This window comes from Rossellomorea sp. LJF3, assembly GCF_037046045.1.
GTDB lineage: Bacteria > Bacillota > Bacilli > Bacillales > Bacillaceae_B > Rossellomorea.
On the sequence record NZ_JBANLY010000010.1, the window covers coordinates 97,505 to 118,462 of the forward strand.

20 protein-coding genes are annotated in these 20,958 nt (G+C 46.9%); 17 read left to right on the forward strand and 3 right to left on the reverse strand.

From position 1 onward, the window contains the following. The first annotated feature begins 35 nt into the window (after positions 1-35). The 6 genes from V8G47_RS11630 (at position 36) to V8G47_RS11655 (ending at position 8,036) form a co-directional block, all read left to right on the forward strand. Complete coding sequence (locus tag V8G47_RS11630; RefSeq protein ID WP_336200254.1) at positions 36-935, forward strand: carbohydrate ABC transporter permease; 900 nt, start codon at positions 36-38, stop codon at positions 933-935. A gap of 144 nt (positions 936-1,079) precedes the next feature. Then, a complete protein-coding gene (locus V8G47_RS11635; RefSeq protein ID WP_336200292.1) occupies positions 1,080-1,856 on the forward strand; it encodes a carbohydrate ABC transporter permease in 777 nt (258 codons plus the stop codon). Positions 1,857-1,871: 15 nt separating this feature from the next. Further along, positions 1,872-3,239 (forward strand): GH1 family beta-glucosidase, encoded by a 1,368-nt coding sequence (locus tag V8G47_RS11640; protein ID WP_336200255.1) that lies wholly within the window; start codon positions 1,872-1,874, stop codon positions 3,237-3,239. After that, a complete protein-coding gene (locus tag V8G47_RS11645; protein ID WP_336200256.1) occupies positions 3,236-4,564 on the forward strand; it encodes a glycoside hydrolase family 30 protein in 1,329 nt (442 codons plus the stop codon). Before V8G47_RS11640 ends, V8G47_RS11645 begins: the two co-directional genes overlap by 4 nt. A 134-nt stretch (positions 4,565-4,698) precedes the next feature. Then, positions 4,699-6,015, forward strand: a complete 1,317-nt coding sequence (locus V8G47_RS11650) for an oligosaccharide flippase family protein (protein WP_336200257.1) — start codon at positions 4,699-4,701, stop codon at positions 6,013-6,015. Positions 6,016-6,158: 143 nt separating this feature from the next. After that, positions 6,159-8,036, forward strand: coding sequence for a cation:proton antiporter (locus tag V8G47_RS11655; RefSeq protein WP_336200258.1), 1,878 nt, complete (start codon positions 6,159-6,161; stop codon positions 8,034-8,036). Positions 8,037-8,050: 14 nt separating this feature from the next. Here the strand turns inward: V8G47_RS11655 and V8G47_RS11660 are convergent, their stop codons facing one another. Together V8G47_RS11660 and V8G47_RS11665 are read right to left on the reverse strand one after the other, a co-directional pair. Then, complete coding sequence (locus tag V8G47_RS11660; RefSeq protein WP_256503964.1) at positions 8,051-8,185, reverse strand: hypothetical protein; 135 nt, start codon at positions 8,183-8,185, stop codon at positions 8,051-8,053. 94 nt (positions 8,186-8,279) lie between these two features. Beyond that, complete coding sequence (locus V8G47_RS11665; protein ID WP_336200259.1) at positions 8,280-8,999, reverse strand: TspO/MBR family protein; 720 nt, start codon at positions 8,997-8,999, stop codon at positions 8,280-8,282. 213 nt (positions 9,000-9,212) lie between these two features. On the opposite strand from V8G47_RS11665, the gene V8G47_RS11670 reads away from it, so the two are divergent. The 11 genes from V8G47_RS11670 (at position 9,213) to V8G47_RS11720 (ending at position 19,997) form a co-directional block, all read left to right on the forward strand. Further along, on the forward strand, positions 9,213-11,000 hold the full coding sequence (locus tag V8G47_RS11670) for a M3 family oligoendopeptidase (RefSeq protein WP_336200260.1): 1,788 nt from the start codon (positions 9,213-9,215) through the stop codon (positions 10,998-11,000). Between the two features lie 206 nt (positions 11,001-11,206). Next, entirely contained in the window at positions 11,207-11,551 is a 345-nt protein-coding gene (locus V8G47_RS11675) for a lmo0954 family membrane protein (protein WP_336200261.1), read from the forward strand. Between the two features lie 15 nt (positions 11,552-11,566). Continuing rightward, on the forward strand, positions 11,567-12,220 hold the full coding sequence (locus tag V8G47_RS11680; protein WP_336200262.1) for a PspA/IM30 family protein: 654 nt from the start codon (positions 11,567-11,569) through the stop codon (positions 12,218-12,220). A 134-nt stretch (positions 12,221-12,354) separates the two neighbouring features. Beyond that, complete coding sequence (gene liaF, locus V8G47_RS11685) at positions 12,355-13,086, forward strand: cell wall-active antibiotics response protein LiaF (RefSeq protein WP_336200263.1); 732 nt, start codon at positions 12,355-12,357, stop codon at positions 13,084-13,086. Further along, a complete protein-coding gene (locus V8G47_RS11690; RefSeq protein ID WP_336200264.1) occupies positions 13,083-14,132 on the forward strand; it encodes a sensor histidine kinase in 1,050 nt (349 codons plus the stop codon). The genes liaF and V8G47_RS11690 overlap by 4 nt, the downstream gene beginning before the upstream one ends. Continuing rightward, complete coding sequence (locus tag V8G47_RS11695) at positions 14,125-14,757, forward strand: response regulator transcription factor (protein WP_336200265.1); 633 nt, start codon at positions 14,125-14,127, stop codon at positions 14,755-14,757. Before V8G47_RS11690 ends, V8G47_RS11695 begins: the two co-directional genes overlap by 8 nt. Before the next feature lie 225 nt (positions 14,758-14,982). Then, entirely contained in the window at positions 14,983-15,909 is a 927-nt protein-coding gene (locus V8G47_RS11700; RefSeq protein WP_336200266.1) for a hypothetical protein, read from the forward strand. 63 nt (positions 15,910-15,972) lie between these two features. Then, positions 15,973-16,602, forward strand: coding sequence for a DUF4129 domain-containing protein (locus V8G47_RS11705; RefSeq protein WP_336200267.1), 630 nt, complete (start codon positions 15,973-15,975; stop codon positions 16,600-16,602). Between the two features lie 32 nt (positions 16,603-16,634). After that, on the forward strand, positions 16,635-17,762 hold the full coding sequence (locus V8G47_RS11710) for a DUF4350 domain-containing protein (RefSeq protein WP_336200268.1): 1,128 nt from the start codon (positions 16,635-16,637) through the stop codon (positions 17,760-17,762). Then, positions 17,759-18,688: an AAA family ATPase gene (locus V8G47_RS11715; protein ID WP_336200269.1), complete on the forward strand. Its 930-nt coding sequence runs from the start codon at positions 17,759-17,761 to the stop codon at positions 18,686-18,688. The genes V8G47_RS11710 and V8G47_RS11715 overlap by 4 nt, the downstream gene beginning before the upstream one ends. Then, positions 18,639-19,997 carry a DUF58 domain-containing protein gene (locus V8G47_RS11720; protein WP_336200270.1) on the forward strand — a complete coding sequence of 453 codons (1,359 nt, stop codon included), beginning with the start codon at positions 18,639-18,641 and terminating at the stop codon, positions 19,995-19,997. Before V8G47_RS11715 ends, V8G47_RS11720 begins: the two co-directional genes overlap by 50 nt. Here the strand turns inward: V8G47_RS11720 and V8G47_RS11725 are convergent. Beyond that, positions 19,989-20,945, reverse strand: a complete 957-nt coding sequence (locus tag V8G47_RS11725; RefSeq protein WP_336200271.1) for a stage II sporulation protein M — start codon at positions 20,943-20,945, stop codon at positions 19,989-19,991. The two genes, V8G47_RS11720 and V8G47_RS11725, sit on opposite strands and share 9 nt — an antisense overlap. Between the last annotated feature and the right edge of the window lie 13 nt (positions 20,946-20,958).

Below are 20,958 nucleotides of genomic sequence, written 5' to 3' on the forward strand. Positions count from 1 at the left end.
CCGATAATCTATTAAACAACTAGGGGGGCTGGGGAATGAAGAAAGTAGATCGATTTGGTTATCTGTTTATCGCCCCGTTTTGGATCATCTTTTTAATATTCAGTATTTATCCTGTTGCTCTTACATTCTATTACAGCTTTACAAACTATTCAGGAAGCGGGACAGCGGAAGTAATCGGTCTTGCCAACTATACCCGTTTACTCACGGACAGCTATTTTGTGGAAGCATTTTTCAACACGTGGAAAATATGGGGAATCAACTTTGCCCTGCAAATTGGTCTTGCCCTTGTACTCGCATTAATCTTCTCTGATATGAGAATGAAGTTGAGAGGTTTGGCGTTTTTCAGATCAATCTTTTATTTACCTAATTTAATCACGATTAGTTCGGTCGCCCTGTTGTTTGGTATCTTACTGGACTGGCAGCATGGATCATTAAATATGATTCTATTAAATATAGGTCTTATATCAGAACCGATTAATTGGCTGAACGAGCCTGCGACTGCACAGTTGTCAGTATCCCTGATCCTTACCTGGATGTGGTTCGGTCATTCGTTCATCGTCGTCATGGCGGGGGTTTCCGGAATTTCGAAGGACTACTATGAGGCAGCTTTGATCGATGGTGCAAACAGATGGCAGACGTTTACGAAAATCACGATTCCTTTATTAAAACCGATCTTGCTTTATATCATGATCACATCCCTGATCGGCGGTCTTCAATTATTTGATCTGCCAATGCTTCTGACAGATGGTATCGGTTCTCCGGATGGATCACTGAATACGATGGTACTGTATCTGTACAATCAGGCATTCAAGTTTAATAACTATGGATATGCTTCAGCTGTCGCATATGGATTGTTCGTCATTACCTTGATCTTCTCGGCGATTGTCTTCAAAGGGATGTATGGAAATGAACGCAAACAAGCAAGGAAGGTGTAAAGCATGTTGGGAAAAACAGCGGTAGAAAAAAATGTACCGACTCAAAAGGTAGAAAAGTCAAAGCCTGAACTTTTGCCACATGAGTCCAAACTGAAAACCAGAAACACCATTGTGAAGAGCATCATCTACATCGTACTTGTGTTGATGGCGATTGTCTGCTTCATTCCATTCCTGATGATGCTTGTGAATGCGACAAGGTCAAATGAAGCGATCCTGTCCGGATTCACCTTGCTACCGGGGAGCTCTTTAGTTGAAAACTACACGACGATGATGGAGTACGTAAACATCTGGTCGGGGTTCAAGAATAGCCTGATCATCTCTGTCCTTACGACTTTATTATCAGGTTATTTCTCAGCATTGACTGCCTATGGATTTGCCTTTTACACATTCAAGGGGAAGAATTTCCTGTTCGTCTTCATGCTTGTGATGATGATGGTTCCAGGACAATTGGGGCTGATCGGCTTCTACGAACTGAGTAAGAATCTGGGGATCCTCGATTCTTTCATTCCACTGATCGTTCCGGCCATCGCAAGTCCGTTCGTCGTATTTTTCTTAAGACAATACATCCAGACGACGCTTCATCCAAGTTTAATCGAAGCTGCCCGCATCGATGGGGCAAGTGAGTTCAAGATTTTCCATACAGTGGCGATTCCAATCATGATGCCGGCAGTTGCGACAATGTCGATCTTCACGTTCATCGGATCATGGAATAACTACATCATGCCACTCGTCATCCTGTTCTCACCTGAGAAATATACGCTGCCTGTATTGATGGGATTCTTGAAGGGATCTCAAGTAGCGCAAAATTTAGGTTCAATGTACTTAGGGATCGCGATTTCAGTCGTACCAATCATGATTGCCTTCCTATTCCTGTCTAAATATATCGTCAACAGCATTTCAGCAGGATCAATCAAAGAATAGAGGAGAGAATGACCGATGAAATTTGATAAAACATTTACCTTTGGAACCGCCACATCATCGTATCAAATCGAAGGTGCACATAATGAAGGAGGAAGAACTCCATCCATCTGGGATATGTTCTGTGACATTCCAGGGAAAGTATATAAGCAGCATAATGGTGATGTCGCTTGTGATCACTACCACCGATTTGAAGAAGACATCCAGCATATCAAGCGTCTTGGTGTAGACACCTATCGTTTTTCCATTGCCTGGCCTCGCATCTTTCCTGAGAAGGGGAAGTACAATCAGGAAGGCATGGACTTTTATAAAAAATTGGCGGCAAGACTTCAAGAAGAAGGCATCAAGCCTGCCGTGACATTGTATCACTGGGACCTGCCGATGTGGGCCCATGAAGAAGGTGGATGGGTCAATCGTGAGTCTGTAGAATGGTTCATGGACTATGCAAGAGCGTGCTTCACGGAACTTGATGCGGTCGTTGATTCATGGATCACCCATAATGAACCTTGGTGTGCAGGGTTCCTTGGCTATCACCAAGGCGTCCATGCACCGGGTCACACCAATCTGGATGAAGCAGTGAAAGCGGTCCACCATATGCTTCTCTCCCACGGAAAAGCGGTTGAGCTGCTGAAGAAAGAATTCAAATCTCAAACCGACATCGGCATCACGTTGAACCTGTCACCTGTTTATCCAAACACGGATTCAGTGAATGATCTTCTTGCTGCGAACAACGCGGACGGTTACTCAAATCGTTGGTTCCTTGATCCGGTATTCAAGGGAGAATACCCAAAAGACATGATGAACTTATTCTCAAAATATGTCCATTCCTATGACTTTATTAAAGAAGGGGATATGGAACTGATTTCAACGAAATGTGATTTCTTCGGGATCAACTATTACAGCCGGGGGATCGTCGAGTTCAGTGCAGCCAATGATTTCATGCATAAGGGAGCTTATTCCGATTATGATAAAACGGGCATGGGCTGGGACATCGCGCCGAATGAATTCAAAGACCTTATCCGCCGTCTGAGACAGGAGTATACGGATCTGCCGATCTATATCACGGAAAACGGAGCGGCCTATGACGATGTGCTGGAAAATGGAAGAGTGCATGATCACGAACGGGTCACCTATTTGAATCTGCATCTTCAAGCAGTTTCTGATCTTAATGAAGAAGGCATGAACATTCAAGGCTATTATCTATGGTCACTGATGGATAACTTTGAGTGGAGCTTCGGGTATGATAAGCGTTTCGGTATCCTTTATATCGACTTCGATACGCAGGAGCGAATCTGGAAAGACAGTGCCTTCCGTTATGCTGAAGTCATCCGGGATCATAAACAGAAGCATGGCCTTCATACCAATGCCGAGGAAGTCGCCCAATGAATATGAAGGTGATTTTGACAGCCAAAGAAACAGGAGATCGGTTCTCAGAAAAAGAACCGGTTTCTTTTTCTGAAGGCCGTGCTTCTACCCACATCCAACTCGATCGGGAGCTTAAATATCAGGAAATATTGGGATTTGGCGGTGCATTCACCGAAGCAGCAGCTCCCAGCCTTTCCCTCATCAGTCCGGAAAAAAGGGAAGAAATCATCCACCGTTATTTCGATCCGTCAGAAGGACTTGGTTACCGCTTCGGCCGGACCCATATCAACAGCTGTGACTTTTCATTAGGGAACTATACCTATGTGGAAGATGGAGATGCTTCGTTAGAAAGCTTCTCCATCGATCGGGAGAAGAAGCTCGTGATTCCCCTTATCCAGGAAGCAAAGGAAGTGGCCGGAGGGGAACTTTCCATCGTGGCTTCTCCGTGGAGTCCTCCTTCATGGATGAAAACGAACGGTGAAATGAACAACGGAGGGAAACTATTGCCCGAGTTTCAATCCGTATGGGCAGACTACTACTCGAAGTACATAGAGGCGATGGAAGAAGAGGGGATCGGAATCTGGGGATTGACGATCCAGAATGAACCGGAAGCGAAGCAGGTGTGGGATTCATGCCTGTACACAGGGGAAGAAGAACGGGACTTCATTAAAAATCATCTGGGTCCGTCCCTCGTTGGACATGGTCACGGGGATGTGAAGGTCATCATCTGGGATCATAATCGTGATGTGATTCATGAACGTGCGAAGGCGGTCCTGTCCGATCCAGAAGCGGCCAAGTATGTGTGGGGGACAGGTGTCCACTGGTATGTATCAGAGGAGTTTGAAAATCTCTCCAAAGTGCATCACGACTTCCCTGATAAGCATTTGATCTTTACAGAAGGATGCATCGAAGGCGGGGTCAGACCCGGCGCCTGGGATACGGGTGAACGCTATGGCCGGAATATCATGGGTGATTTGAACAATTACCTTGAAGCCTGGATCGACTGGAATATCGTACTGAACGAAGAAGGCGGACCGAACCATGTAGGGAATTACTGCGATGCACCGGTGATTGTCGACACGGTGAATGACGAGGTCCGGTACAATAGCTCGTACTATTACATCGGGCATTTCAGCAAATACATCAAAGTCGGAGCAAGACGTATCGGATGTCAGATTTCCAATGACACTGTATCGGCTACTTCCTTTGAAAATCCAGACGGGGAGATCGTCGTCATTGTGATGAATGCGAATGACCGTGAGGAAGAGATTTCCCTTGCATGCGGTGAAGGGAATTTCACTACGACTCTTCCACTGCATTCGATTGCCACTTTTATAATCCGTTAGTTGGAAAGCAGTCCTTTTGGGGCTGCTTTTTATGTAATAAGCATACCTCCCATCCTCCATCCACACCCCTCCTCATATTCCCCGGACAACCATCATAGAATAGACCATCTTACATAAAGGCAGGGTACAAGCATATGAGTCTGTTTTTAAGGGGTACATTGGTGTTGGTGCTGACGGCATTCTTAGGGGAATGCCTGGAATTTATCATTAATATGATCCTTGCCAGGGAGCTTGGGGAAGCAGGGCTTGGCACATACATGTCGATTCTCCCGACGGTATTTTTGATTGTCATATTATCGAGTATGGAACTGCCGATCAGCCTTTCCAAGTTCTTTGCAGAAAAGGAAGAACGATACCACAGGGGGATGCTGCACTATGCTTTCAGGTTTGCGGTGATCACAACGTGCATTCTTTTATTGATCATGGTGATGGTGTACGCCTGGACTCCTTTATTTCAAGGGTATCACTCTGGGATTCGCTGGCTCGTCCTGATCGTGATCCCGATTGTGGCCTTCACTTCCATTACAAGAGGATATTTCATGGGGATCCAGCAGATGGGGAAAATTGCGGCCGCAAATTTTCTTCGTAAAGGAATCCAGTTATTTTTATTAGTGTCAATCTATCAATTTTTATCCTTTGGCATCGATACATCCATCTTCATTGCCCTTGGGACATTAATTGCCAGTGAAGTGGTGGTTTTTGTATATCTGATTCATGCTTACGTTCTTGAAATTAAGGGTAAAAGAAAGAACAGCCATTCTACACTATCAACAGGTGAAATGAGAAAGTCAGTGCTATCTGTTTCGATTCCGACCACGGTCCTTCGCATCTTTCATGCACTGACCCATGCCATACAGCCTTTTTTGATCAAATGGGCCCTGGTCCTTTCGGGGATGGGGGCGGTTGATGCGAATGAACATTTCGGGATGCTGGCGGGGATTGCCCTCACCATCGGGTTCTTTCCTTCATTCATCGCTTTTTCGATGTTGATCGTTTTGATCCCGACCGTATCGGAAAAAGTATCATCGAAGGATTTTGATGGGATCCTGACCCATCTCAAGCAGGTGATGTGGCTCACCTTGGGCTACGGTGTACCGGCCGTGATTATTTACTATACGCTCGGGGACTACATTACAGGGACTTTTTTTCACTCTGTTTTCTCCGCTTACTATTTAAAGCTTCTCTGGCCGTACTTCCTGTTTCATTTTCTGGTGTTTCCGCTCCAGGCCTTCTTGATCGGGCTTGGACTGGTGAAGGATGCTCTCCTTCATACCATCTGGTCGAGTGTCTTTTCGTTTTCACTCATTTACCTGCTTGGCTCCCGTTTTGGAATGGAAGGCGTCATCCTGGGTATGAATGCAGGAGCCGTCTTGATCACCATGCTCCACTATGTGACCATCTGCAGGGAATTGGAAACGACTCTTTGGTTAAAATCAGCCATAAAAATGTAAACTATACAAAACAAATGTGCGAGGGTGAGGCATTTGTTTTGCAATAGGAGGGACACTCCTTTTATTCTATTTGTAATCTGTAACACTTACATACCAATCTTTTGTTATGATGGCTGATTTCATAACCTTTAAAGGAGAAATCTATGATCGAATCTATTTTATTCAACATCATGTTAGTCGGAGTACTGGGGATCGCTTCCCAATGGGTTGCCTGGAGATTCAGGCTGCCGGCCATCGTCGTCATGTCGATTGCCGGACTGCTCGTAGGTCCGATTTTCGGCCTCATCAATCCTAAGGACGATTTCGGGGAAATGTTTAAACCAATCATATCGATGGCTGTTGCCATCATCCTCTTTGAGGGAAGCTTGAATCTTGATTTCCGGGAAGTGAGGGGACTCGGGAAACCGCTCTTCAGGATCGTGACGTTCGGAGCCCTCCTCGCCTGGATCCTCGGTTCCCTCGGAGCCCATTTTGTTGCAGGATTATCATGGGCTGTAGCCTTCGTGATAGGTGGACTATTCATCGTTACGGGTCCTACGGTCATCCTGCCGCTTTTAAGGCAGGCGAAGCTTAAGCCGAGACCTGCAGCGATCCTGAAGTGGGAAGGGATCGTCGTCGACCCATTCGGCGCATTGATTGCGGTATTTGCCTTTGAAATCATCAACTTCTTGATCAGTGAAGATGTAACCGGACTTTCGTTATTGCTTTTCTTTGCTGCTTCCCTGTTTGCTGCCGTCTTCGGCTGGGCACTCGGGAAGTTCACGGGCTTTATCTTTGAAAATGGACATGTTCCTGAATTCCTTAAGTCGCCTGTAGTGTTTTCATTGGTCCTAGCCTGTTTCACGATATCAGATCAGATCACACATGAAACCGGCCTCCTTGCTGTAACGGCCATGGGGATGACGCTGGCGAATATGCATATCTCATCCATCGGCGATATGCGTCACTTTAAGGAAAATATTTCGGTGCTGCTCATATCGACCATATTCGTGATGCTGACGGCTTCCTTGACCGTCGATACCCTATTCCAGATCTTCAATTGGAATATCATCGCATTCGTCCTGCTCATGCTATTCATCGTACGGCCGATTTCAATTTGGCTTTCCACGATAGGGACGGACCTTTCCGTCAGGGAGAAGATCCTTGTGGGATGGATCGCACCTCGGGGAATCGTCGCCTTGACCGTGTCGAGCTACTTTGCGTCGGTATTGTTGGAGAAGGGGTTCGAGGATGCGAAAATTTTGACATCCCTCACATTCGCCCTTGTATTCTCAACCGTATGCGCACACGGATTTTCAATTAAATGGCTGGCTAAGAAATTGGATCTCGCCATCAGCGATCAGCCGGGTGTCATGATTGTCGGAGGAAGCAAGTTCAGTACCGAATTGGCCAAAACCCTTCAGAATATGAAGATTCCGGTCCTGATCACGGATTCCTCCTGGCAGCGATTGTTTTCGGTCAGAAAAGCCGGGATCCCATTTTACAGGGGAGAGATTTTATCCGAGCAGACCGAGTATTATCTGGATATGACCCCTTATGAATATATGATCGCAGCAACGGAACTCGATTCCTATAACGCCCTCGTCTGTACGACATTCGTACCTGAGGTCGGACGTAACAACCTCTTCCAGCTGAGCCTCAGGAGCAAGCGTGATGATGATCTGGAAGATATGGTCCACACGATTGGAGGTCGCATTCTCTTTCAAAATCATGTCACGTGGGAAGAGTTGAATAAACGTGTCGAGCGTGGAGACGTATTCAGGAAAACGAGTATTACGGAAAAATACACCTTTGAAGAATATTTACAGGAGCGGGATGAAAATACCCTGTTGATGTTTGCCCATAAACCGACTGGAAGAATCGAATTCTTTACGGAAGGCGCATCACCGAAGATCGAGCAGGGAGACGTGATTGTCAGCCTGACTCAGCCTTGTAAGGAGATCAATAAGATACAAGAGAAGCTTACGGTTCAGAGGGAAACAAAAGCAAAAGAAGACCAACAGAAAGAAAGCGCCGACTGAGTCGGCGCTTTCTTTTACTTTTTACCAGTATACTGTTCACCTAACAGCTGCTTGACTTGATTGTACGTCAGGCCGGATTGTGCGTTCTGCCGTTTGACCTCATCAATATCCGTCCCTGCTTTCGAAACATTCCTCTTCTGCTGATCCATCCAAACACCCCCTAAACATTAATGTCAGTCACAGGGCGGGATTCTATACAGGAAGAAAGGTCCGTCCCTCAACCAGAGGGACGGACCTTCCATATTATCTGCGTGTGCGCTTGTAGACAAGGTCAAAGATCAGGATGATGACGGCAAGGGCATAGGCCGTATACGAATAGGTGGAGTGATCCGCCATATTCTTCACGCCGATACCGATAAAGGCCCATACAAATACGAGTGGGTACAGGAGATCATGCTGGGTGATACGGAACCAGAAGACAAGGGCAGTCGCGACAATCAATCCCAGATACGCCCAAACAAGCTCGGAAATCCCGAATCCATTCCAGCCGATATCCGTTAAATAATAAGTGATATTCACAATCGTCGCAATCGAAATCCACCCTAAATAGATCGAAAAAGGGGCGGAATCCAGGAGGGACGGACCTGTGCTTTTAATGCGCTTATAAAGGGCAATCAGGGTGATTAATAATCCGAGCATAATAAACACGGAAACAAGGAAGTAGTTATAATGCCAAGCCAGGATCCACGCTGAGTTCAACAGGCAGCTCAGTACGAATAATCCGCTTGTTTCCTGATAAAGAGGGAGCTCCCTTCTTGCTTTGGGGAACTGGCGGATGATCCAGATGGCGAGCAGAAGGTAAATGAGGCTCCAAATGGAAAAAACGTAGCCGGCAGGAGTGATCATGATATCCAGCCGGTCACTGATTTCGCTCGTGGATTGATTGTTCAAAGGCAGTGTGACAGCCAGCGTATTCATGACGATCACCAATGCGAAGGCTAAAATATTTAAAATCAACTTCATAATGTATCCCCCTTGAAAAATAATGATGCTGCAGGAAAGGATCCCTTTCGAGACCTGTTGTTTGCTATATACTATTCCACTTTTATCCGTTTAAAAACCAAATGAAGAGAGTTTAGGTATAAGGAATTGTAAAAGATCATGAAGGATTTAGAGGTTTTATCGAGAATTAAAAATAGGATAGGGACAATTTACATATTAAATTAGGGGGACATTATGGACCATACAACTCATACATATTCAACGGTTTGGAATTTAGATGTTTTTTTCAAAGGCGGAAGTGAATCACAGGAATTCAGGAATCATCTCGATATTTTGGAAAAGAAGAAAAATGATTTCGCAGAGAATGCACTTGCCTTTCATCCGCCTCAATCGGCGAAGGATGCGGAGCTAGTGTGGAAGCTCATTGATGAAGCGAAGGACGTGATGTTGTATTTGCGCCAGGCAGGTGCATTTGTCAGCTGTCTGGAAGCTCAAAACATGCATGATCGGAAGGCAGACTCTCTTCGGAGCGAAGTGACAACTCTGAGCGCTGATTTCTCATCAACCTTCACGAAATTCCAGCAGCAGCTTTCGGATTGCAGGGAAGAAGTGTGGGAAGAACTGCTGAAGCACGAAAAATTGAATGAGATCACGTTTGTGCTGAATGAGTGGAGACAAAAAGCGAAGGACAAGCTTTCAAGCAGTGAGGAATCCTTGATCCAGGCTTTGGCCGTCGACGGGTATCACGGCTGGGGACAGATGTACGACACGATCGTCGGTGCGATGGACATTACTCATGACGGCAAAAGCCTCTCGGTGGGACAGGCCAATAATCTACTATCAAGTCCCGATCCGAAAACCCGTAAACAGGTTTTTGATAAACTGGAGGACGCATGGGAACAGAATGAAGAGCTCTTTGCCCGTACCCTTAATCATCTTGGCGGATTCCGCTTGAATGTGTATAAAAAGCGGGGCTGGGACGAGTTGATGAAGGAGCCCCTTGAGTACAACCGAATGAAGCAGGAAACCCTGGACGCCATGTGGGGGGCGATCAGCAAAAATAAAAAGCCTTTCGTCCAGTATCTGGACCGGAAAGCGAAAATGATCGGCAAGGACAAACTGGACTGGTATGACCTGGACGCTCCGGTAGCGGAATCGACGAGCACGATGTCATACGATGAAGGAGCGAAATTCATCCTGAAACAGTTCGCCCGTTTTGGAAGTGAAATGGCACAGTTTGCAGAAAAAGCCTTCGAGGATGAGTGGATCGAAGCAGAGGACCGTTCAGGAAAACGTCCCGGTGGATTCTGTACATCATTCCCGTTAAGTGATCAATCACGGATCTTTATGACATATTCAGGCTCGATGTCGAATGTTTCGACACTTGCCCATGAATTGGGCCATGCATTTCATTCCTATGCGTTAAAGCCAATGCACACGTTGAATCGCAATTATGCCATGAATGTCGCAGAAACGGCCTCGACTTTTGCCGAAATGATTGTGGCGGATGCAGCCGTGAAGGAAGCGGAAACGAAGGAAGAAAAGATTGCCCTTGTCGAAGATAAACTTCAGAGGAGCGTTGCGTTCTTCATGAACATCCATGCCCGCTTCTTATTCGAAACCCGTTTCTACGAAGCACGGAAAAAAGGAATCGTGTCTGTCGATACGTTGAACGACCTGATGGTGGAAGCACAGAAAGAAGCGTTCGCTGATTCACTGGGAGAGGTCCACCCACGATTCTGGGCATCGAAGCTCCATTTCTATATCACAGGAGTGCCGTTCTATAACTTCCCGTATACATTCGGCTACCTGTTCTCACTGAGCATTTACGCGAAGGCACTGGAGTCCGGCGAAAGCTATGAAGAGAAATACATGGCCCTCCTCCGCGACACCGCCGTCATGAACGTAGAAGACCTTGCCATGAAGCATCTGGGAGAAGACATCACCAAAGAAGCCTTCTGGCAAAAAGGAATCAACCTATGCATCGCCGATGTAGAAGAATTCCTCGAACTGACGAACTAAAAAAACGTTTTGAGGTCCGTCCCTTGTATTGAGGGACGGATCTTTATTTTTAGCCCACCCCCGTCACCTTCGATTCCCCTTCAAAACCCCTTAGTCCCACCCCTCCTAAGCCTCAAGTCTGATTCGAAAATAAAGCTCCGGCTCGTTATGGGAAATCCGGAAACCAGGTAGGATAGAGACATGAAGAAGAAAGGAGGCAACAACATATGAAGAAAGTTGGATTGCTTTTAGCCGGAGGAATTGCAGCAATCGTACTGCTGGCCAATTTAGGACCGATTGTGGGGCTTGCGATCTCTTTATTGATCATGTACTACAGCTTCAAAAGTTTCGTCAAGACAGACTCCACAGGAAAGAAAATCCTCTGGGCACTGATCGGTCTTGCCGCATTCAGTGCAACCGTATCGAACTTCCCGGCAATCATCGGGCTCGTTGCTCTGTATGTCCTGTATGTAATCTATAAGAACTGGAAGAAAGAAGAAGTCATCGTGGAAGAGTCATCATCTGATCCCTTCACGAACTTTGAAAGAGAATGGTCTCAATTAAAAAACTAAAGGAGAGATTTAACAATGGCAAATTTATTTCAACGATTGAAGAATACCGTCATGTCAGACCTTCACGAAGCAATTGATAAAAAGGAAAAGAAAAATCCGATTGCCGTTCTGAATCATTACTTAAGACAATGTGAGCAGGAAGTGGAAAAGGTAAGAAAACTTGTCGAAAGGCAGTATCTATTAAAAGAAGAGTTTCAGAAAGAGTATCAACAGGCTTCCGTTTTAGCCGACAAACGCAAGTATCAGGCAGAGGTAGCGTCCAAAGCAAGCGAAGAAGGCTTGTATGAATTTGCCCTGCAGGAACAAAAATACTATGAAGAACGTGCCGTGCGGATCCAGGAATCCAAGCTGCAAGCGACAAAAGAGCTTGAAGAGCTTGAGCGTAAATATGAAGAAATGAAGCACAAGCTAAAGGATATGTACATCAAGAGGATGGAGCTGATGGGCAGGGAAAATATCGCCCGCGCTCATAACAAAATGAACTCTGTCCTGGAATCATCTTCAGGGTATAACAATCAGGCATTTTCTAAGTTTGATGAAATTGAAACGTACTTAGACCAACTGGAGCATGGAGTGAATTCCTCGTATTACCGAAACACGATCGACGCCAAGATTGCCAAATTGGAAAAAGACATGAAAAATGAGGAAACAGAAGCCATTCCGTCCTGAAACATGGTATTCTAAATGAAGAAAAACATGATAACGTAAAAAAGGGGGAGCCCATGATGGGTTCACCCCGTTTTATCTTAGGATTTGAGCCGGTTGCGGGACGTTACATACATAACCGGAAAGGAGGGACCCCCATGTTCAATCGCTTACGCTCTGACGGAATCAGTTGGATAATTTTAATCGGGACATTGCTTATACTGCTGGAAGTCTCCTTTTATGATGGGGGGGTTCTTGTCTTTCTATCGATAGCTGCATTCTGTATTTATATCGGACGCAAAAAACTGCCGAGGACGTCGGGGAAGATTCTGCTGTGGTTCGGGATCATCAGTTTAGCAATCAATATTTTCAATACGGTCGCATTTAAATTCCTGTTATTTGGCATTCTTCTCTTTATCATTGTACGTTTTGCCGATTCAAAGAAGCATCCGAAATACATCACGCCGTCCATCAAGGAAACGTTTACCCAAAGCCATGAACCGCTCATGATGAAAAGAGCGGCTCTTCAGAATGAGTGGTTCGGTCCGAAGCGGACGCCGGATGACGTGTACGAATGGAATGATATCAACATCCAGGGAGTCATCGGGGACTCGGTCATCGACATCGGGAATACGGTCCTCCCAAAGGGTACTTCCGTTGTATCCATCCGGAATATACTCGGGAATATCGAGATTCTGATTCCATATGACGTGGAAGTGAGTGTTCATCATTCGGTCCTGGCGGGATCCATCGAGATTTTTGATGAAGTGGAGCCGAAAGCGATCAATCAGTCCCTTTATTATCAAACACCGGGATACGATGAGGCTGTCCAGCGGGTGAAGATCATCACCTCCATGTGGATCGGGGATCTTGAGGTGAAGAGAATATGAGTACGGTCAGTAAGCAGGTCGTTGCAGGTATCCTCTTTTCCCTTGTCATGGTGCTGTTTTTATCTCTTTCCTTCTTTTATTTATATCCGTTACAGGATTGGTCCCTTTTATGGGAAGTGGAAATCATGGATATACCAGGAGCAGGGTTTATTCTCGTGTTCAGTATTGTGATCGGGATTGTTTTCGGCATCCGGAGCGGCTTGAAGGATAAGCGGCAGCTGCGGGAAATGGAAGATGCCCTCCATCACGTGGAACAAGGGCGCACGATCACCATCCCTGAAACGGCAACCTCTGAGGTGCAGCAGGTGTGGAAAAAGGTCGACGCCCTCGGAAAGCATCTCACCGATCAAGCCCGGTACTCCCAGAAACTTGCCAATGAAAAAGCCGAGGAGCAGGAAAAAAGAATACAGGAAATCGTATCTCAGGAGCGAAATCGTTTGGCGAGGGAATTGCATGACTCGGTCAGTCAGCAGCTGTTCGCTGCGTCGATGCTCATGTCGGCGATCACGGAGACACCCTCCCCGCACAGGACCCCCCATGAAGAGAAGCAGCTTGGAATGGTCGAGCAGATGATCCATCAATCGCAGCTTGAAATGAGGGCGCTCCTCCTCCATCTTCGCCCCGTGGCGTTAAAAGGAAAGAATCTTCAAGAAGGAATGAAGGAGCTCTTAGTCGAATTAGCTCAGAAAGTCCCTCTTGATATCGAATGGAAAATCGAGGACATGAGCCTTGATAAAGGAATCGAAGATCATTTGTTCCGGATTTTGCAGGAGTCGGTTTCGAACACACTTCGCCATGCCAAAGCTACAACCCTCGACATCCGCCTCATTAAAAGGGAATCGATCATCATCTTGAGGGTGGCGGACGATGGCCTCGGGTTTGATGTGAATGAGTCGAAGGTGACGAGCTCGTATGGGCTTCAGAATATGAGGGAACGGGCCATTGAAATCGGTGGAACGTTTAAAATCATTAGTGTGCCAAATAAGGGGACGCGCTTGGAAGTGAAGGTTCCCATCGTAGAGAATGAAGGTGAAATGAATGATTAAAGTAGTATTTGTAGATGATCATGAAATGGTGAGGATCGGTGTATCATCTTATTTGTCTGCCCAGGCGGATATCGATGTCGTCGGGGAAGCGTCAGATGGCAAAGAAGGTGTACAATTGGCCCTGGAGCTGCGGCCGGATATCATCCTGATGGACCTTGTGATGAAGGAAATGGATGGGATTCAGGCGACGAAAGAAATCATCCAGGATTGGCCGGATGCGAAAATCATCATTGTGACAAGCTTCCTCGATGATGATAAGGTGTACCCTGCCCTTGAAGCGGGTGCCGTCAGCTATATGCTGAAAACATCGAAGGCCAGCGAAATCGCAGAAGCGGTGCGCAAAACCCATAATGGCCAGTCGATACTCGAACCCGAAGTGACGGGGAAGATGATGACACGGATGAGACAGAAGACGGTCTCCCATCCCCATGAGGAATTGACGAACCGGGAGCTTGAAATCCTCCTTCTCATGACGCAGGGGAAAACGAATCAGGAAATCGCCGATGAATTATTCATCGCCCTGAAAACAGTGAAAACCCACGTGAGCAACATCCTATCGAAGCTCGGAGTACAGGACCGGACCCAGGCCGTCATCTATGCCTTTAAACATGATCTCGCTAAATAATATAAAAAAAGTGACCCGAAATGAAAACTTTTGGGTCACTTTTTCGTATAGAAAGAGGAGGACTGAGAGCATCAAATGCAAATGGAACCATATGAATGGGGATACGATGCTGATAGTAAATTAGTACAGAAAAATGACAAATATTTCATCATATGAAGGAGGAATAATGTTAAAATAAGCGATATATTGTAAAATTTTGAAAAATGAGCAGTGGAGGATCAGAATATGAACGCACAATTCAGTAAACCAAAGCGATTCGGTGAAATACTGGATCATACATTTCGATTAAGTAAGAACCATTTCAAAGATTTTTTCCTGATTGTCCTTGTATTATTGGGACCTGTCTATTTGTTGCAGGCTCTCATTGACCTTGCGTCTGGAGTCAGTTTCTTTAGAACGACAGGATCAGGGGAAACCTGGTTCGAAGGAATTGTCAACAGCTTTTCAGGAGAGTTTTCTACTGAGGAAGGGCCGGCAGTGAATGTGGGAGCGGAACTCGGTGCGGCACTGATTGGTCTTATCACGATGATTCTGTCACCGATTGCCCAAGCCGCGATATTATTCACTCTGAATCATATGAGGAAAAATGAAGACTACTCGGTCAAGCTGGTCATCAAAGAAGGATTCTCCCGTTTTTGGCCGATCATCGGAAGCAGTATCCTATTCGGATTGATCGTGTTTGGTTTCATATTTGTCCCTGTTTTCACAATCGGGATCGCAGGAGTATTCAGTGCTGCTTTGTTTAATACAGGGGTTGGGGTGATCATTACCATCATCGTCTTGTTCCTCCTCATTGCTGCTGTAGTCGCTTATCTCTTGGCACGCTGGAGTTTCTACCTGGGAGCAGCGGCCATTGAGCATGACGCACCTGGACTTGGCAGAAGCTGGAGACTGACGAAAAAGCGCACCTTCACCATCATTGGATTGTATATTGTGTTCGGCCTGATCATCGGGATCGTCAATGCCGCATTTGAATTGACGTTCGGCCTCGTATTGGGAAATAGTGTTTTATACGGGATGATCCTTAATGTGGTGACATTATTTACGACCATGTTGTTCGCTGTTGGTTTCGGAGTGATGTTCTTTGACCTGAAAACAAGACATGACGCCGATGATTTAAATGAAATGATCGATGACTACCATACGATTTAACCAAGGAAGTATCCAGTCTGGCCCGGGGTTCCGGGCTTTTGATCTGAAAGCTAGGTGAAGAAAGTGTTGAATGAAAACAGAGCAAGGGATCAACTCGAAGATATTCTGGAAAGGGAAGAATACCAAGCCTACCTTCAGAATAATCAGGACCTGCTGTCGGGCATGTGGGAAAAGGCAAAGGAATGGATCCGGGGTCTGCTCGGAAACATTGACCCTTCTCTTGAACCGACAGGGGGGGCAGCATCGGGGATCCTGATCACACTCATTGTCCTCGTTGTGGGCATCCTTCTCCTCATCGCATTCAGTGCGGTGCGAAACGGGGTGAGAAGGCGCAGATTCCGTTCGAACAAGCCCCTTCAATCCATGAACGAGATGGAATGGTCCTATACAAGGCATCTTGAGGAAGCCCGTAAGCAGGAGGACCTGGGTGACTATTCGAAAGCCACCCGCCACATGTTCCTGGCATTGCTTCTGTACTTTCACGAAAGGGAGTATCTGGAGGCGCGCGTGTGGAAGACGAACTGGGAGTATTACGATGAACTGCGTAAAGTGAATCAAAGATGGGCGGATCGATTCTACCGGCTTGCCCTTTTATTCGACGAGGTTGCGTATGGTGAACGTGAAGTGGAGAAAGAGGAGTATCTACACTATAAACAGGAAGCCCGCAGCTGGTTGGAAAATGGAGATTCATAGATGGACAGTGTAAGGGAAAGGAGGATCGGGCATTGAAGTTAACTATAAAAAGGTGGATCCCCCTGGTGGGTCTTCTTGGTGTATTCATCGTGATCGGAGTCTTTCTTTCTCCGGAAAAGCTGAAGGAGTATCCGGCCTACGTATCAGAATCCCCCTCGCCAACAGGGGTAAAGGCCCTTTACACCTATTTGGAAAACGAAGGGAATGCCATTTCTAGATGGTCCCTTTCACCTGACCGGTTGTCCAGAAAAGAATCCGGCCAGCTTCTGATCATGGCGGAGCCGTTTACAGTCCCGGATCAGGAAGAAATGGAAGAATACGAGGATTTCATGAGGCGGGGAAATACCATCCTCCTTCTGAAGGATAATCCAAAAGGGATGTTCGATATCAAGACGGAAATGATAGACAGCCCCATTCTTCCCCTCGTACGTGACGGGAAAGGAAATACATATGAAACGGATGCTTTATCAGGCGTCCGCCTTGAAGAAGAGGAGGGAGATAAGGTCCTTCTGGATGATGTGGATGGAACGATCGCCTACAAGACTGACGTGGGTCAGGGGTCACTCATTGTATCCACCACGCCTGCCTGGATGACGAACGGCAGTATCCTGGAAAAGGATCATCTTTCTCTGATCCTTCTTTTGTTAAAAGAAGGTGGTGCAGAAGAGGGGACCATCCTGTTTGATGAATTCCTCCACGGAGGAGAAAGCGGGGCATCCCTTGCGACTCTATACCCGCAATGGCTATTGCTCCTGCTCCTCCATTCAGCCATCTTCATCTTACTCGGGCTATGGATGCAGGGGAAACGGTTCGGGGGAATTCTCACCCCCCGGGAGGAAATGGTCCGGTTCAGCGATGAGCGAATCAAGGCCCTTTCAGCGTGGTACTTGAAAGGGAAACAGTACAGGGCTTCCCTTCTGATCCAGGCTGATTATGTAAGACTCCTGTTCCAGGAGCGGTGGGGGATCCCGACGAGTAAAGAGTGGGGGGACTTGAAAGAACCGTTGGAACGGAGACTCCAAACCGTTTCCGAAAAGGAAATCGCCTCCTTTTTAACGGGGATAAAAGGTGTGCTGAATAAAGAAAGAATCAGCAAACAGGAATATGTCATGTGGTCGAAAAGAATAGAATTATTCAGGAAAGAGGTGGAGGATCGTTGAAACCAGAAATCACATCCTTAATGGAGATATTTGAAGAGCGCATCGTAGGACAGGGGACAAATCTTAAACTCTTGCTGTCTTCAATTCTCGCAGGAGGACATGTATTGATCGAAGGGGTCCCGGGCACCGGGAAAACCCAAATGGTCAAAACATTGTCCCGTTTGCTTGGAGGTAGCTTTAACCGGATTCAATTCACCCCGGACCTCCTGCCGAGTGACATAACGGGAAGTACGATTTATAACATGAAGGACAACCGTTTCCATACGATCAAGGGACCGATTTTCACCAACGTCCTCTTAGCCGATGAGATCAACCGGACACCGGCTAAGACCCAGGCGGCACTCTTGGAAGCCATGGAAGAAAAGCAGGTAACGATCCAAGGCTCGACGTACCAGCTTGAAGAGGTATTCTTTGTTGTGGCAACCCAGAATCCGATTGAATTCGAAGGAACCTACCCGCTTCCGGAAGCCCAGCAGGACCGATTCCTATTCAAGCTCGATATTGATTTCCCTTCATTTGAAGAAGAAAAATCGGTATTAAAACAGGTGATCGAGAATCATGTTGACCGGAGCGAAGTGGGGGCGATCCTCGACATTGAAACCTTCTTATCCATCAGGAAAGAAATCGAGGGTGTCACCCTGAGCGACGCGGTATTGGATTATATCATGCAAATCGTCAGGAAAACCCGGGAAACGGAGACGATCCGCTTCGGCGCGAGTACAAGGGCGGCCATTTCCATCGGGAAGGCAGGCAGGTCTTGGGCCTATCTGTCAGGGCGGGACTATGTCACCCCTGATGATATCAAGATGGTGGCAAGACCTGCCCTCAGACATCGCATACAGCTATCCCCGCACGTAGAATTGGAGGGACTGACCATTGACCAAGTCATCCAGGAGCTTATTGGGTCGATTACTGTTCCAAGATAAGGGGATTCTGCCGACTGGGCGGCTGCTGGTAGTATACGCATGCTTTTCGGTTGTCCTCTTAGCAGGCACGCTGGCTGGGCTGTCATGGACATGGATCTTTATATTGAATGCTTTGTTTCTCGTTTTGAGTCTCATCGATTTAACGTTCTCTCCTTCAAAGAAGAATATAGAAGTGATGAGGAGCATCCCTGATCAAACGGAAAGAGGACTTGATTATACGGTGGAATTAACGATCCATAACACATCGGATCGGGATATGTCGTACCGTCTCTTGGACGGGACACCGCAAAGCTTTCAAGCCACTCTCCCCCTTAAAGGGAAGCTTGCCGGTCATTCAGCGGTTAAGCCCTCTTACGATGTGGTGACCCCTGTACGGGGGGACTATCAGTTAACCAGACTCTATTTACGCTACCGGAGCTCACTGGGACTATGGGAGAAACAAAAAACTGTGGAAACGATGGATATGGTGAAAGTCATCCCCGATCTCACTGAAACGAGAAAGGTACTCGAAGATGCCCAGCGGTTTTTACTGTATGAAGGAGTAAAAATACGGAAGATGCAGAGTGGGGCAGGGGAGTTTTCGAAAATCAGGAATTACGTCGTCGGGGATGATCCAAGAAAGATCAACTGGCGTCAGACGGCAAAGCTCAGAGAAGTGATGACGAATGAATATGAACCTGAGCATGGAAAGTATATCACGATTCTCATTGACTGCGGACGGATGATGGGGGCGGAGCTTGAGAAAGGGAACCGGCTGGAGAGGTCCCTTGAAGCAGCCATGACCGTCACGGCGGCTGCCCTTCAGAACGGGGACTATGTGTCGATCCTCGCTTTCAGTAAGAATGTGAAGGTCTACATCCCGCCTGCCAAAGGAATGGCGCATCTCCAGACCATCCTCCACCGAATTTATAATCTCGAGGTGGACGCGGCGGAATCCAATTATGCCGCCGTCCTCCATTACGTTCAGACGGTCCAGAAGAAACGGAGTCTGCTGTTATTATTCAGCGATATCCACACATTTCTCCATGAAGATAATGCTCTCTATTATCTGCAGCGACTGCGCAGGCAGCATCTCTTTTTAATGATCGGGATAGAAGATGACATGTTAGTGAAAAGAATCAAGTCGGAGCCGGTTGACGAGATCCGGGCGATGATGAAGAGTATGGCCCAGAAACAGATGCTCGTCAAAAAGAGGGGGAAATCCAAGTGGGAAAAACAGGGCCTCCTGATGGTGGAGGCCCGTGAAGAGAAACTGGCAACGACGGCCGTTTCCTACTATATAGATCTGATGAATCGCGGTTTAGTGTAGCCTGCCGAGTCGGAGCCTACCGATGGCCACATAGAGAATCAGTCCGGCAACCGTCAACAGAGCGACCATGTACTTCGCAGGAAGTGAGATCGCGGCCGGTGTGATGAAGCCTTCGATGATCCCGGCGATGACAAATAACGGGATCGTACCGAGGAGGAGCTGGACGGATCGTTTCGCCTGCTCCTTCAGTTGATATCCACGAGTGAAGCGTCCGGGTACGAAAAGCTTATAACCCATCAACAATCCCGCACCACCGGCAATGAAAATGGCCGTAAGCTCAATCATGCCATGGGGGACGATATACGCCCAGAATTCGTAGCTCATTCCCTGATGCCAGAAGACGGCAGCGAGGGCACCGACAATGATGCCGTTGTATACAAGCATATACATCGTCAATAAGCCGAATGTGACACCGCCTGCAAAAGCGAGGAAGGCCACTTTGATATTATTGGTCATGATGGCAGCGGACATGATGGAAGAATTCACCTCTCCGTCACTTTTTCCCAGATTACCGGGATCCACACCCTGAGACATTTCAGCGGGGAGGATGGAATAAAGGTGAAGGGGATCATTCACGACGGAAAGAAAGGCACCCAGTGCACCGACCGTAAACAAGACCATTGCCAGGACAACGAATTTCCATTGATCGAGAAGGAGACCGATAAACGTCGTGGAGAAAAAATGCCGGATTTGCTTTCCGCTCGTGATCTGATCTTTATAAAAGAGATTGTGAGATTTCGACACGAGTCCATTTAAATAATCCGTCACTTCTTCTTCGGGGAAATAGGTCTGGCTGTACGATAAATTCTGTGCAGCCTTTTGATAGAGGCGATTGAACCGATCAATGGTCGTTCCCGTCATATTCTTTCTTTTTCGCAACGTTCCGAGGAGATCCTCAAGAGCCTTCCAATCATCCCGGTGCTGTTTGACAAATTGCTTCACTTTCATTGTGACACCTACT

What these genes read in the sequence shown, in the direction of transcription:
- V8G47_RS11630 (WP_336200254.1), top strand. Translation starts at nt 36, where the DNA reads ATGAAGAAAGTAGATCGATTTGGTTATCTGTTTATCGCCCCGTTTTGG.
- V8G47_RS11635 (WP_336200292.1), top strand. Translation starts at nt 1,080, where the DNA reads ATGGCGATTGTCTGCTTCATTCCATTCCTGATGATGCTTGTGAATGCG.
- V8G47_RS11640 (WP_336200255.1), top strand. Translation starts at nt 1,872, where the DNA reads ATGAAATTTGATAAAACATTTACCTTTGGAACCGCCACATCATCGTAT.
- V8G47_RS11645 (WP_336200256.1), top strand. Translation starts at nt 3,236, where the DNA reads ATGAATATGAAGGTGATTTTGACAGCCAAAGAAACAGGAGATCGGTTC.
- V8G47_RS11650 (WP_336200257.1), top strand. Translation starts at nt 4,699, where the DNA reads ATGAGTCTGTTTTTAAGGGGTACATTGGTGTTGGTGCTGACGGCATTC.
- V8G47_RS11655 (WP_336200258.1), top strand. Translation starts at nt 6,159, where the DNA reads ATGATCGAATCTATTTTATTCAACATCATGTTAGTCGGAGTACTGGGG.
- V8G47_RS11660 (WP_256503964.1), bottom strand. Translation starts at nt 8,185, where the DNA reads ATGGATCAGCAGAAGAGGAATGTTTCGAAAGCAGGGACGGATATTGAT.
- V8G47_RS11665 (WP_336200259.1), bottom strand. Translation starts at nt 8,999, where the DNA reads ATGAAGTTGATTTTAAATATTTTAGCCTTCGCATTGGTGATCGTCATG.
- V8G47_RS11670 (WP_336200260.1), top strand. Translation starts at nt 9,213, where the DNA reads ATGGACCATACAACTCATACATATTCAACGGTTTGGAATTTAGATGTT.
- V8G47_RS11675 (WP_336200261.1), top strand. Translation starts at nt 11,207, where the DNA reads ATGAAGAAAGTTGGATTGCTTTTAGCCGGAGGAATTGCAGCAATCGTA.
- V8G47_RS11680 (WP_336200262.1), top strand. Translation starts at nt 11,567, where the DNA reads ATGGCAAATTTATTTCAACGATTGAAGAATACCGTCATGTCAGACCTT.
- liaF (WP_336200263.1), top strand. Translation starts at nt 12,355, where the DNA reads ATGTTCAATCGCTTACGCTCTGACGGAATCAGTTGGATAATTTTAATC.
- V8G47_RS11690 (WP_336200264.1), top strand. Translation starts at nt 13,083, where the DNA reads ATGAGTACGGTCAGTAAGCAGGTCGTTGCAGGTATCCTCTTTTCCCTT.
- V8G47_RS11695 (WP_336200265.1), top strand. Translation starts at nt 14,125, where the DNA reads ATGATTAAAGTAGTATTTGTAGATGATCATGAAATGGTGAGGATCGGT.
- V8G47_RS11700 (WP_336200266.1), top strand. Translation starts at nt 14,983, where the DNA reads ATGAACGCACAATTCAGTAAACCAAAGCGATTCGGTGAAATACTGGAT.
- V8G47_RS11725 (WP_336200271.1), bottom strand. Translation starts at nt 20,945, where the DNA reads ATGAAAGTGAAGCAATTTGTCAAACAGCACCGGGATGATTGGAAGGCT.